Source organism: Halorubrum trueperi (genome assembly GCF_042662525.1).
GTDB classification, from domain to species: Archaea; Halobacteriota; Halobacteria; order Halobacteriales; family Haloferacaceae; genus Halorubrum; species Halorubrum trueperi.
On sequence record NZ_JBHSXI010000008.1, the window covers coordinates 95,635 to 108,469 of the forward strand.

General features: G+C 55.6%; 14 protein-coding genes and 2 pseudogenes. 2 read left to right on the forward strand and 14 right to left on the reverse strand.

The annotated features are described in order from the left end of the window. Positions 1 to 2: 2 nt before the first annotated feature. Positions 3 to 1,667 carry a hypothetical protein gene (locus tag ACFQEY_RS07020; protein ID WP_379766322.1) on the forward strand — a complete coding sequence of 555 codons (1,665 nt, stop codon included), beginning with the start codon at positions 3 to 5 and terminating at the stop codon, positions 1,665 to 1,667. Positions 1,668 to 1,676: 9 nt separating this feature from the next. Here ACFQEY_RS07020 and ACFQEY_RS07025 read toward each other — a convergent pair whose 3' ends face one another. From ACFQEY_RS07025 to ACFQEY_RS07060, 8 genes are all read right to left on the reverse strand, one after another. Then, positions 1,677 to 2,495, reverse strand: coding sequence for a hypothetical protein (locus ACFQEY_RS07025; RefSeq protein ID WP_379766325.1), 819 nt, complete (start codon positions 2,493 to 2,495; stop codon positions 1,677 to 1,679). A 99-nt stretch (positions 2,496 to 2,594) separates the two neighbouring features. After that, entirely contained in the window at positions 2,595 to 3,533 is a 939-nt protein-coding gene (locus ACFQEY_RS07030) for an ArdC-like ssDNA-binding domain-containing protein (RefSeq protein WP_379766328.1), read from the reverse strand. A gap of 87 nt (positions 3,534 to 3,620) precedes the next feature. Beyond that, entirely contained in the window at positions 3,621 to 3,968 is a 348-nt protein-coding gene (locus tag ACFQEY_RS07035) for a DUF8013 domain-containing protein (RefSeq protein WP_379766331.1), read from the reverse strand. 140 nt (positions 3,969 to 4,108) lie between these two features. Then, entirely contained in the window at positions 4,109 to 5,326 is a 1,218-nt protein-coding gene (locus ACFQEY_RS07040; protein ID WP_379766333.1) for a homing endonuclease associated repeat-containing protein, read from the reverse strand. 182 nt (positions 5,327 to 5,508) lie between these two features. After that, positions 5,509 to 7,182 (reverse strand): sensor histidine kinase, encoded by a 1,674-nt coding sequence (locus ACFQEY_RS07045; RefSeq protein ID WP_379766336.1) that lies wholly within the window; start codon positions 7,180 to 7,182, stop codon positions 5,509 to 5,511. Positions 7,183 to 7,391: 209 nt separating this feature from the next. Continuing rightward, positions 7,392 to 7,613 (reverse strand): DUF8129 domain-containing protein, encoded by a 222-nt coding sequence (locus tag ACFQEY_RS07050; RefSeq protein ID WP_049983752.1) that lies wholly within the window; start codon positions 7,611 to 7,613, stop codon positions 7,392 to 7,394. A 139-nt stretch (positions 7,614 to 7,752) separates the two neighbouring features. Then, positions 7,753 to 8,064, reverse strand: a complete 312-nt coding sequence (locus tag ACFQEY_RS07055) for a hypothetical protein (protein ID WP_379766339.1) — start codon at positions 8,062 to 8,064, stop codon at positions 7,753 to 7,755. A gap of 97 nt (positions 8,065 to 8,161) precedes the next feature. After that, positions 8,162 to 9,319, reverse strand: coding sequence for a hypothetical protein (locus tag ACFQEY_RS07060; RefSeq protein ID WP_379766342.1), 1,158 nt, complete (start codon positions 9,317 to 9,319; stop codon positions 8,162 to 8,164). A gap of 514 nt (positions 9,320 to 9,833) precedes the next feature. Between ACFQEY_RS07060 and ACFQEY_RS07065 the strand changes: the two genes are divergently transcribed. Beyond that, positions 9,834 to 10,526, forward strand: a complete 693-nt coding sequence (locus ACFQEY_RS07065) for a hypothetical protein (protein WP_379766346.1) — start codon at positions 9,834 to 9,836, stop codon at positions 10,524 to 10,526. Between the two features lie 83 nt (positions 10,527 to 10,609). Here ACFQEY_RS07065 and ACFQEY_RS07070 read toward each other — a convergent pair whose 3' ends face one another. From ACFQEY_RS07070 to ACFQEY_RS07095, 6 genes and pseudogenes are all read right to left on the reverse strand, one after another. Further along, positions 10,610 to 10,738 carry a hypothetical protein gene (locus ACFQEY_RS07070; protein WP_379766349.1) on the reverse strand — a complete coding sequence of 43 codons (129 nt, stop codon included), beginning with the start codon at positions 10,736 to 10,738 and terminating at the stop codon, positions 10,610 to 10,612. Beyond that, positions 10,738 to 11,355, reverse strand: a complete 618-nt coding sequence (locus ACFQEY_RS07075; protein WP_379766644.1) for a DUF6166 domain-containing protein — start codon at positions 11,353 to 11,355, stop codon at positions 10,738 to 10,740. The genes ACFQEY_RS07070 and ACFQEY_RS07075 overlap by 1 nt, the downstream gene beginning before the upstream one ends. Before the next feature lie 147 nt (positions 11,356 to 11,502). Next, positions 11,503 to 11,835, reverse strand: a pseudogene (locus tag ACFQEY_RS07080) (HNH endonuclease signature motif containing protein); the annotation flags it as partial. A 127-nt stretch (positions 11,836 to 11,962) separates the two neighbouring features. After that, complete coding sequence (locus tag ACFQEY_RS07085) at positions 11,963 to 12,226, reverse strand: type II toxin-antitoxin system RelE family toxin (RefSeq protein WP_379766352.1); 264 nt, start codon at positions 12,224 to 12,226, stop codon at positions 11,963 to 11,965. Then, a complete protein-coding gene (locus ACFQEY_RS07090) occupies positions 12,219 to 12,497 on the reverse strand; it encodes a ribbon-helix-helix domain-containing protein (RefSeq protein ID WP_121570670.1) in 279 nt (92 codons plus the stop codon). The genes ACFQEY_RS07085 and ACFQEY_RS07090 overlap by 8 nt, the downstream gene beginning before the upstream one ends. Before the next feature lie 46 nt (positions 12,498 to 12,543). Beyond that, positions 12,544 to 12,726, reverse strand: a pseudogene (locus tag ACFQEY_RS07095) (DUF6166 domain-containing protein); the annotation flags it as partial. Between the last annotated feature and the right edge of the window lie 109 nt (positions 12,727 to 12,835).

The window sequence follows — 12,835 nt, forward strand, 5'->3', positions numbered from 1 at the left end:
GTATGCCGTGTTCTGATTGCGGGTCTTTGCTCTGCCTCTCTAAAACAAATTTAAATTCGTTATTTTGCCCGGAGTGTACGGGTTACCGTGTTGAATCAAAACCCGTTCTTGATGCGAAAATCAACTGGTATCTAAAAGATTTTTTAACAGAGCGAAAGCTTGATCGTCTGCTTACTGAATACTCGAAACAGAGCTTAACGTACAAACTTCTCCATCGAGTGAACTATATTAGCAACCAGTTTTTCTCGCAAGCAGAAACGTCACTTCCAGCTGACGAATTCGGATATGTTGCGTACCTAATAAAGCGCATCTATGAGATAGATGATAGTGAATTTGGAAATAAAACACTTCGACAAGATTCTCCGGAACTTGACGAGACGCTCACCACCGTTCAGAAGTACTATACTGAATTCGTGTCCCGGCTAGAACGAGTTCAAAACCAGTTCACCGTGTGTATCCGGAATTCTGAGGAATTCACCGGCCGGATGCAGGATTTGCTAATGGATTACGACGGGTATCTGTCAGAGTACGGATTATGCAATGATCGTTGTACGAACAGCGTTGGTGGTGTCGAAGACAGGTATGAGGACTTCAGCTACGTGTACGATAAAATCCGACAGACAGACGGCGTTGAGCCGGGTAGCGTGGAGACTCCAAGAGGATTCGCGGACGCGTGGTATCCAGTAATTCAGCAGCTTCGGTTCCTTGCTGGCTCAGACGACCGTGTCGGAATGACGTACAAAACTAGATTCCCTGAAGGCGTCACAGTATTCGATATCCGGGAATTTCTGAATAAGCTAGACGCCCAGGTCCCAATTGAACATATGGCGCATGCACAGTATAATAGCGCAGTAATCCCGCTCAGACCGAGAGTGGTGAATAAATGTGGATGGGAGGTGTTCGGAAAGCAGTGGAGTGAGGTGAAGGACTACGTTGTTGTATCTGAGGACAATCTCGAAGCGCATCCGTTTCTCTTCGAAATGACGTTCGATCTTCCTCACCGAACGATCCCAACGACAAACGTGTACTATCCACGGCACTATGCACAGTTACTGAAATTCCAAGTGTTCCCGTTACTGCAAAACAATACTGATGAACCGAATGGACACACCTTGCTATCGAACGTCGCAGGTGATAACGGGACGATTCGTGAACGAAATCTGTATGAGTTTCTAACCGAGCAAGGAATCGACTGCTATCACAGTGCTGAAATCACGTCCAAGGATCCGAACGAAATCGATTTACTATGCGTCTTGGAGAACCGGATTATCTTTATCGAGGTAAAGTATCGATTCCCACCTCTCCAAATTAACGAGGCAGACGGGATTACGGAGTTAAATCAGTATTTCAACAGAGTGATATTTAACGAAGTCCCGCCCGATTCCAACCGTGAAGGGAAAGGTCCGTTCCCTGAGAAAGTCCGATCATGGCGCGAGTTAGAGGCTGGAGATACGTTCACTTCGCAAGTTTCACGAGATGATACTGATCGGGACAAACAAACAATCTCAGATGATTGGACTGATATGGACGTAGAAATTTTCGTCGTCTCGAATGTTGTTCCATCCTTCATTACGAAACGCGATGTACGGTTCTTCACTGATTTCGAGTTTTATCAGTATATCAAATATAACGACGACAGTGTACTGTATTCTGTCCAAGAGAACTAAACCGTCCAGTTACAGCTCAGATGGAAGGCGGCCGTCTGGTCGGGGTACACGGCCCCGTTTGATCTCGTAATCGACGCGACGCAGGTGTTTGCAACCCCCTTCGGGTGAGCGCTGCTGCCAGTCGGGACAGGCACACGATTCGTCGATGACGTCGACTTCGTACCTGTTTCCGGACGCGGACTGCACCTCGTAGCGGCCACCTTTCGAGAGGAGTGAGACGTCCATCGCTTCGGCGACGGCACGCTTCGTGCGGGGCTCAAGATCGTCCTGTGACTCTGCGTTCTTGTCGACGACCAGCTGGTCGCGAACGTCGCCCGTTCGACCTCCGTCCGGCGCGACGGCTTCCGCAGGGCCACTGAGCCGTTCGTGGAGAACCTTCTCCACCGGATGGCCTTCCGGCCACAGGTAGTGGACCTCGCGGCGCTCGCGATGGTCGTAGGAGCCGCACGCGGCTGCGCTCCCGGTCCAGACGCGCCAGGCTCCGAGCGCGGCCATCACGTCGACGATATCACGGGGAACCGTCTGATAGTTGTCCGGGAAGAACACCCGGAACCGGGTACACGCTTCTTGCGGCGGGACAGTCTCCCACCAGTCTTCGCTGGAGCCCCAGCTGTCGAACATCGCCTCGTCGCTCCCGTAGCCGACGGTCACGCCGTCGATCAACGTCCAGTCTGCCGGGAGGTGGACCGCTTCGCCTTCGAGCACCCGAAGAACGGCGTATCGGAGGTACTCGTGGGCTTGGTTGTCTGTCGTTCGAGCGATCTGGTCGTGTTGCTCGACAACGTGCTCGGCTTCCTCGAGGACTGTCGTGAGATAGCGGTCAGTCATCATTCGACGGAGGTCGAAATGCGCCCCCGCCCCTCCGCGGGCGCGGAAAAACTTAACCAACAGAGCGGAAGGAATCCGCCACAACGTTGGTTAACTGAGTTAGGACGAGGATTCGCCCTCGAGAACGTCGATGAGTTCCTCTGCCGTCCGACTGATGCGTCCGAGTCGTTCGCGAACGACCTCGGGATCTTCCGACTCCCACGCAGCGAGGTAGAACGCTGACCCACTGGTGTCGAGCCCGCAGTAGCGCCCGACGACGTACGCGACGGCTTCGGCCTCGACTTCGCGTTTCGCCCGCTCGGTGTCGTCGTCGACGTCGAAGTGGAGCAGGGCGTGGGCGTACTCGTGGATCAGCGTCCGCGCAAGATCGGCATCGTTCTCCCGATCACGCACCTCGACACGCGGTTGCATGTCGACGAGACTCAGCTGCTCGCAGATGCCCTTCGCCTCGCCGTGGGTCCAGTCTTCGTCGGGAACGATTCGCACCGTCACACCGAGCTCATCAGCGGCGGCAGTCAACTGTTCGACGAGGTCGCCGGCGTCCCCGGTCGCTTCCGTGTCCAGGTCGGGAAGTGACTCGCCTTCGGTCTGGGAGATGTCAAACACCGGGGCGGGCTTGAACCCGACCAGGCCCTCGGACCACTCCTCGGGTGGTGTCTCGTCGTAGTCACAGTCGCTGTCCTCGTGGTAGCTCGGCGAGTTCTCGCATTCCGGGCACTGTTTCGCGATGATTGGCGCCCAGATCCAGATGGCCGACTCGCCCTCCGTGACGTGGCGGTCGAACTCCTCCTGCCACGTCCGGTAGCCCGCTACCCGGGTCGCCTCGGGACACTGGTGCCTGATCAGGAGTGTATTCCGGTAGGAGTAGTCGTGGAACCGACTCTGGACGTCGAGCCACTCTTGGAACTCCGTGCTGGCCTGCGCGTCGTCGACGCCGGCGACGAGGTCGTCGATCCACTGTTCGATGGTGCTGTTCATCTCGTCGTCTCGCGTGTCGGTCTCATCGAAGGAAACCGACGAATCACTGGTCGTAGCCATTGTGTTCACCGAATCGAGTTCACGGCGACTGCGTCTGCTCAGACCGCGCCGCACCCCTCAGGGGCGTTCAAAAAACCGCTCTGTCGGTCAGCGGAGCTCGTGGCGTTCGTTCGCAAAGCCAACCGAGACGAGGTACTCGAGGAACTCGTCGAACCGTTCGACATCGCTGGGCGTGTCCGTCGCAAGATGACGCGCCCACTCGATGGCCCACTGGAAGGCGGGATCCGTGCCGCCCTTGCCGTGTAGATACCACCAGCGAGCCGCTTTCAACACGACCAGCGGATTCGTCGGCGGCTGCTCACCGGCGAGCCCACGGGTGATGGATTCGATTTCGTCGGGCACGTCGGCGGAATCGACCTCCGCTGATTGCGTGTTGTCGATATCGACCGGGATCTCGTCGATCGAGACGTTGTCGGGACTCTGTTGTTGACTCACTGGAAGTCACCTCTGAGAGCTTTCGAAGGAGCCCTCGCCCTCTCGGGGGGCACAATAAACAGGTCGCGAAATCACGCCGACGGGAGGTAGACGCTCTGCTCGCCGGCGACCTCTATGTGCTGAACGTGGAACTTCGCTTGTTAGTCAACTACTGGTTGGACTGGCAGCCGTTCGAGGCGGCGATGGCACGGGATACAGAGAGTCAGCAGGTTACTCGGTACATCTGCATCGTCGACCGACTGGTCTGGGTCGTCGTAGAACCGGCGCCGAGGAATCCGGTGGTGAACCGGGAGATCACGTCCGAATTTCTCGCGGTGAGCTTCGCGGCCCATTCCGCAGCGCAGGCAGGACTCGTTGTCACGGGTGATGATCCCCTCACGGATCTGTAGCCAGTTCGAGCCAAACGGAACTGTCTCAGTATCTGACTGACGATAGTTTTCTAGATAGTCCGAGTCGGCCGCTTGAAGGGCCGTTCGCCACGTTCCGAATTCACGCTGATACGGTTTGATGGTGAACTTTCCGTGTTCGTTCATTTCCGTCGTTGTCGGTGGGTGGCCCAGCTCATTCGCAACAGCCCGCAGTTCGGCTAACAACTCCTTCCGTGGGATTCGCCACCGCTCATTCGGCTCGAAGCCGGCAGCTCGGAGAGCTTCATTCCACGAACCGAATCGCTCCTGATAGACTGCTGCACTCCATTTCCCTTGGTTCCGCATCTCATCTTTCCGAGGGACATAGCCTAGCTCTTCGGCGAGACTGTTGAGTTCGGATATCAGATCCTCCTCGCTCACATCCCATACGGAGTGGACTTCCAATCCCGCCTGTCGAAGAGCACGATTCCAGGTTCCAAATGCTCGCTTGTACGAACTCGTGGTGTAGGGGCCACTCCGGTCCATTTCATCTGTTGTGGGCGGTCGACCCAGTTTCTCAGCGAACCCCTGTAAGGCAGTAAGGAGTGTCTCTTTGGAGAGGTTCATTTCGACGTTCGGTTCAAAACCGGCAGCCTGTAGTGCTGAATTCCACCCTCCAAATCGCTTGCAGTATGTCTTTACCGAATACTCCCCGTGATTACTGTATTCGCGCTCTGACGGAGTTCTTCCTACAATATCGGCAACCGATTTGAGATCTGCGAGAAGATTTTCTTCGGGGGTTGGTGGTCGTCCGTTTGGGTCGTTCGTTCCTGTTTGAAGTCCGGCAGCCTTGAGTGCGTTATTCCACGACCCGAATCGATCCCTATACGTCTTCGAAGCATGAGGCCCTGAATCGTCCATCTCACTCTGCGACGGGGGACGACCGAGTTCCTCAGCGAACTTCTGGAGCCGATTGAGTAGTTCATCGTCTGAGTACAGCTTCTTGCCCATGATCTCTGAGGGGATTGAGTCACTCAGTTTGGTCCCGGCATGGTATTTGAATGTCCGCACTCACTCTATTTCAGATATTGATCGGAACCGCGGCTCGATGGGCGATTCTCGCAAGGCGGATGGCAGCTACCTCCACTTTTTGGAAGCGAGGGCCGCCGACTAGGTTATACTGAAATTCAGTACTAAGACGTCTTGTTCGATGGTTTATGAATAGGCAGTTCGACGACGAAGACTGAACCAGTTGGGTCGTTGTCCTCGACCCACACCTCACCACCGAATTGGTCAGTCAGGAGATGGACGAGATATAGACCAATCCCCGATCCTGGACTGTCCAGTCCTTTTTCCCCTTTCCCGAAGATCTGCTCTTTCTGTTGGTCAGGGATGCCAGGTCCATTATCTGCAATCCGGTACCGGACAGTCTCTGAATTCTCTTCACAAGAGACGGTGATCTCAGGGGTCTCTTTGTCGTTGTGTCGGACCGCATTCTCGAGGATGTTCCGGAAGACCGAAGAAAGCATCTCGTTTGCCTGTACAGACACGTCGCAGAGTTCACCCGATACGTGAAACTGTGCGTTCGGGAATGAATCACGTACTGCAGCGAGTTCAGCGTCAAGAAGTGGCTGAAGCTGGATTTCTTCTAATTCAGCTGTTCCTTCTTCCGAGAGTGATTCAACGAACTCACGTGCGACCTCTGTGAACTGAATTACGTGCCGAGACTTCTGCAACACTCGGTCCAGAGCGTCTTCCCCATCTTCATCGATATGGTCTTTGAGGATCTCGGCCCATCCGAGAATCACGGCCATATCGTTCCGGATGTCGTGCCGAACCACGCGATTTAGGGCCTCGAGTTGTTCGGTTTTCTCTTCGAGTCGCTGTCGATATGACTCGCGTTCAGTTACGTCGGTAACCGTCACTAGTTGGCCGGTCGTTACCTCACCTGCTAAGAAAGGTGTGCTCGACACATCGTAATACCGGGTATCACCATCCTGCGTAATTGCCAGGATATCTTGGTTGGTGAGATGATCCGCGAGTGCGGTATTCACTGTCTCAAGCGGTGTGCCAAAGGAATCCTCAAGGGCTGGGAAAAGTTTGCGAGCCGCTTGATTATAATCCTGGATCCGGGTTTCTTGATCGAGGAAGATTGCGGGTTTATCTGACTCCCCGGTTAATCGGATTGTCTCAAACCGCTGTCTGTAGAAGAACAGCGTTCCAACGGCGAAAAGGGCGACGCCAGGCGGCTCGTACATTAATGGAAGCAGCCAATCGACCTGACCGCCAATAATCGTTGCAACAGCTGGGAGGCCTGAGAGACCAACGAGCACGACGAGCGGACGGCTGTCACTGCCAGTATGATGGAACCGCTCCATCAGTACGAAGAACCCGACAGCGATGGCGGCATATGAGAGTCCTAAGACGATCCAGTAGAGCAGTTCGTGATGGATCACGAGGTGTGGGAATGGTTCTGTGACCCATTCCGTCGTGAAGTAGAGATTGTGGAGTGGATTCGTGACTTTGAGGGCGGTGAAAAAGAGGAACGTCCCGAGTATGAGGTTTCGGAATGGGGCGTGTCGAGGTGGCCGACCGGTATATGCAGCACAAAAGTAGAGCCAGGCCCCGACAGCGACGAAGGCAAAGACGAAGCCAAATATATAGAAGGCGAGTTTCCCCACCCGTGTCGGTGCAAGAAGATAGCCGATGTATCCTCCAGACCACAGAGCGACGGAACCGAGGAAGACGATCAGCCCTTCACGTGTCTCCGGATGTTGTATCTTCCGTGCTTGTGGAATAGTCGCCACGCAGGCTATCGCAGATAGTGCGAAAATTATGACGTGGCCTAAAAGGAGAGAATTCATCATCCAGATAAAAGGTTGTTATCGGGCTGTTAAATAACGGTTTGGAAGAGTCCTCTTTCAGTGGGATATCTGACCTTCTTCCAGCCAGTGGCATTCCTTCTATCGGTTGTTTCCCGAATTGGCGTCCAACTAATAATGTTCCAACAGTGCTGGCACAGCCAGTTAACCAACAATAGATGAACTTAGCGGAGTGTGTTGGTTAAGAACAGAGCCTACTCTTCGTTCTCACGCAGCTCTTCAGCCTTCCACTTGAGCCGGCGCAGAATCTGCGTTCGGTTCTGGTGGGCGTTCTCGTAGGCAACACACTCCTGGAGGGTTTCCATATCCGGAATCGTCGCGATCCCTGCCTTGATCAGGCGCGTGTTCGGTGCTTCAAGCCGCTTTTCAGGCGGAAATTCGTCTGACGCCTCTGAGTCGTCTGTAGAAGTACCCATAACGGATGCCTCCACCTATCGAGGGCACGAGCAACAGCAGAGAATTGAAGCAGTAGATTTTGGGAAGGTGCACCCACTGCGAATGAGACCATCAAAATAGAGGCCTTCGCGACAGGATTCTAGCTGTCTCGAAGCCCAATCAGGCTTCCGAGGATTCGAGCAAAACGAGGTTCTGAACAGGGTATGGGTTATTCTCGCCGGCGAACTCGTCCTCAGGGACGTAATGCCAGAGGTAGCCGTCTACCTGGTAGAGAAACGACTCGCCGCCTTCTGCTTCAACTCGTACCCGATTCCCGACATTATCGTCTTCTTCCCAGCCGATCACGGTCAACGGCTCGACGGGCCATTCAAAGAATTTGACCGAGTCACCACGCTCCAACTCTTCAAAAGTCTCTATATCCCCCTGCTGTGGCTCTCGCGCGTCGAGAGTCGGATTATGCTCAATAGACATGGTCTCTGGGTACGCCCCTACTCACTTAATACTGTCAGCAGTGGATTCCAGCCGCTAGAACGGAAGCAGGCCTGGCGAATTTTCTCTTCAACTGGTCTTAGCCCATCGCCTCTTGGAACCGCTCACGCAGCGCGTCCTCGCGTTCTTCGAACTGCTCGACTTTCTCCTGCAGGTCGTCGCTGACCCGTTCGATGCTCGCCAGCGCTCGTTCGCCGGCCAGTGAGGCCTGTGACCCGTCGTCACCGTCTGCCTCTAGCTGCTGCTCGTACGCCTGCTCGACACGTTCGATCGTACCTTCCGGGTTGAACAGAATGTCGTTGGCGATCCGGACGTACTGATCGAGGGATGCCCCTTCTTTCCCCTGGAAGAAGTGGGTGAGCGCGTACGTCCCGCCGGAATGCAGCGTCCACATGTCGATCTCGAAGGGAGACGCCGCATTGGCTTCTGCATCGCCGGCGGCACGCTCGGCCAGATAGTCCGGGAAGCCCAGCAGGGTGTAGAACTCCGTGACGGTGAACGGGAGCTCCGAGAAGTCGAGGTCGATGTCTTGGGCGTCACGGATGAACTCGAAGAGATCGTCGGCGACGAGTTCGACCTGTGCGAGGATCTCCTCCCACCAGGTCTGGAAGTTGCGCACGTCGCCGACGTGTTTGATGACCTCCTTGTCGGTGAGCGAGCGCATCGTGTTCGAGCAGTAGCCGTCCTGAGCGAACCCTTCCACGTAGACGGCGTGCTCGCCGAAGAAGTCGTAGCCCGACGTGACGCCCATCGTGATCGGGTCCGACCGGCCGGGCAGGCGCACCTCGAGGCCGTCGAACATGATGTCTATGTGGACCTCGCCACCGCCCCGGTAGCGCCGGATCTCGCCGAACATCACGTCACCCAGCGGCGTCCCGTCGATGGTCTCCTCGCGGAGGACCTCCTCCAGCGGGCCGTAGACGTCGACCGGATTGATAATCGAGTACGAGTCAGTCGGAATGTGAAATAGTGACTCCGTCCCGGTGTCGCCGCCTGCTTCTGCTTGTAACCGCGAGGGCTCGACGATTGCGTTGAACCGTTCCGTTTCGACCCACTCATCGCTGTACGGGTTGCGATATGCGACTTCAGTGTCGACGGCCTGTGGAAGCTCTCGAATCGCCGCACTGAAGCTGATCGGTTCGGGACCACCGTGTTGCTCGGCGTACCACTCGGGTAGTTCAGTGTCGGTACGTCCATCGACGCCAGCGAAGATCGTAGCTGTCTCTGGATCTTTCATCGTTGCATCCGCAGGCGTATAGCATTCGGAATTGCGCCTGCACCCATCGCTGGCGCAGAAAAACGAATCTCTATAATTCGGATTATCACCCTTCGAATTGATGCAACCCCTGTGGATAATGCCTGAAGCTACAGATGGGTGAAAAAGGGTTAGTAAGTGGATGATACTGACTTTAGTAATGAGTCAGAATCCTAAGGACACAACAGAGGGCCAATTTTCTACTTTCTGTCGCCGAACTCTAATCCGCACATCAGCCACGGTACTCCCCTTTGGAATTGCTGGATGTGTGTCCCAAGACCCAGGGAATGATAGCGATTCGACTTCGACAGAAGAGTCTACTTCCACGTCCTCAACCACTTCGACTTCTTCTCCGACTAAAACTTTTGAACAAGTAAACGCAGATTCCACTACCGAAACAACAGGCGGAGTAACGACGATTACGGGTAACGTCGTCCTTGATGAGGGCCAATTTACCCAACAAGAACTACGTTTGGAGCATCGTTCTCTAATTGAATTGTCGGGAGCAATCGAAGGCGGAGCAGGCCTTGACATCTTGCTTTTTCAGGGAGAAAGGAATTTTGCAAATTACCAAGATGGAGGGGGAGACGTGTCGTCTTCGGAGGTCGTGGCGACTGGTGTTAACGAAATTGAGCGCGAACTTGTGGAACCCTCTGGTGACTACTTTTTGGTCTTTGATAATTCAGATGTTCATGGGGAGGGCTCAACCGGGAGAATTGAGCTTGAATTTCAAATAACCGCTCGAGGAATTACCGATGATTCTGGTTCAGAGGAGTATTCCCCATCTCAGCCTAAGATTTTCGAGGTCACGGATAATTTGGGGCACGAAATAGCTATCTCAGTCGAGGATCCCCCTAGTAAAGACGTATCAATTGATGACGAATTAGTTGTCTCCGAGGACACTGTCATTGAGCTCTGCGTGACAGAAGTTGCTAAAACAGACGAAGATACGATTACGTACTCGTTTGACTTCCTAAACGACGCGGAACATCCTGACAATCCGGAGAGTGCTGATGCGAGAATTGAAAGTAATTGTTGGGAGTGGGATATGCGAAGAGAAGATTATCAGTCTCGATGGGGGTTCAGGATTTGGATAAGAAATCAGGACAATATATATTATCAGAACAATTCTGTTGAGAGCGATTTCTCGGTTGATGTGTACTATACGAACCTAACGCTTGAGGAGTAATCTCCTGAATTCATAACTTCACCCGATTTCGGTCGTGGATCTGGATGCGTTCAGGGAGACCCACCTTTCCACAGAACGGACATTCAATTAGTGGCGTTGGTGCGCTCCTGTCGGTCGTTGTACCGCTCCAGTTCACGCCCGATTTTCTTGAGCGCCTCGACACCACGTTCGAGGAGCTGATGGGTGGCTCGCGCCAGTCGAAGCGTCTCCATCAGTGCCTCCCCTCCGGGGGTTCGATGAGGTCGTTGCTCTCTTCGGCGAGTTCCCGGATTACCCGTTCTACGTCAGCATCCTCGGCAACCGTCCGATGTGCGAGCGGGGCAGGATATGCCCGGTCACCCTGGCTGCAGAGCACGACCAGCCACTCGTCGCTTCCATCCCCGAGCACGATGTAGTGGTCGCGATCAGCGCGCTGGAAGACCCGCCGGTCCGGGCGAGAGACGGCTCGCCAGTTCTCGGGGAGCGTCGGTGACGGCCGTCCACCGTCGGCGAGCGCGACGACGTCGTCGGTAAGGGTCGCCATCGCGGCGTCGATCTCCTCGCCGGGGAGGTGCCAGCACGCCGCGGCACCGTCGCACTCCAGCTGCGAAACCACCTGATTCCGGAACGCGATGTAGTGCTCACGGGCGAACTGCTCATCGTCGTAGTAGTCGAGGAGGAGTGCGCACGCGAGCTGGGCGGGCCCGCTACCTCGATACCCGACCTCGAAGCCACGCGGACTGTGATTGACGAGATCGAGACTGCGGTCGGGCGTGAGTTCTGTGTCCTCGGGACGGCGAGTGACAACGAGCTCTCCTCGTCGACGTCGGCCGACGTATGCCGTCGTCATTTGAATCGCCCCCGTTCGTCCCGCTCGCGATCGGACACCCCACTCGTGGTCCGTTGGTTTAATCTCGGACCCGAAACCGTGTCGTTCGGCGTGCTCGGCGCGACTGAGGAGTTCGAGATTCTCCGGCCTGTTGTCAAAGCGGACGCCATTTTTATGATGAACGTGCTTGTCCGCGACGGCGTCGAACCCGCGCTCTGCGACCATTACGAGCCGGTGGATACCGACGGAGTCTGTTGTCCCGCGATAGTTCGAAGCACAGATGACGTAGCCACGGTCGGTGAACACGGCTGGATGCCGTCGCCGGTTCGGGGCCGCCTCGCGTGCATCCCGACGAGGGATGTCGAACTTCTGCATCCACTTCGAGACCGTCTGTTGTGTACATCCTAGCTCGTCCGCGATCTTGACCGTACTCAACTCCTGTTCCCAGTAGAGTTCGTAGAGGAGCGATTCGTCTCGCCAGGGGTACTCTGATTCGGTCATGGATCGGTAACGGGGAGTGAATCCCCCCACACCCCTCTTGGGGGCAACAAACCCTACCGACCCGAATCGTACTTGAATTTCAGACCGGGTTCGTCACCAACCCGAGCAGGTCCGTAGGCAGAGCGGATTACGGTGGGAGATGGCGATCGTAGATATTCCGGCGATGCCCGACCGCCTCAACGATCAGGACATCCTCATCCCGGTCCCACGTGATGATCGCACGGTAGTCGCCAGCACGAAGCTTGTAATATGGATACCCGGTCAGCTTTTCGAGGCGGTGGGACGTCCAGTCTTTCGCCTCGTCGAGTTTCTTCACCAACCGCTCTTGCGCTTCCGATTCGAGCCCCTCCAGCAAATTGAGTGCTTTCGGTGTCCACTCGACCTCAGTCATCGATGCCCAGCCGGTCCTTCACGTCGTCTTGGGACACCGTCTCGCCCTGCTCCCGCTGCTTGCGGCTCTCGGCCAGATGCTCTAGCGCTTCCTCGGAGAGTTGCGTGGGGGGGTTGACGGCGTCCCGAAGCGCATCGCGGATGAACTCGGATTTGTTCGCGTAGCCACGCTCCTCCCAGACGTCGTCGACCTGTGCCAGCAGCGACTGTGGCACCCGGACGTTGATTTTCTCCATTTCACCGTCGCCGCCGGCGTCGCTGTCAGTGCTCATATGCTGTGATACGCGTGTATCACGTAAGTAGCTTCGGTTGAATCTGCGGACTGTGGTTGACGAGGTCGAGACTGCGCTCGAGGGAGAGCCGCCGATGCTCCGAGAGGTTCAGGACGACGGCTTGGCCGTCGACGCGGAAGCCGACGTATTCGACTGCGTCTCGGTGAGCCTGACCCGGCGATGCGACTGGAACCGATTCCGAACTTGCTACAGGTACGTTCCCGTTCATCGTTGCTCGCGGGCGGTTCGGTGACCCCCGCACCCCTCTCAGGGGTCGATAAACAGGACGGCGTAGCGTTCGGCAACGTATTTGGCAGTTGCAACGTACTGTCCACATA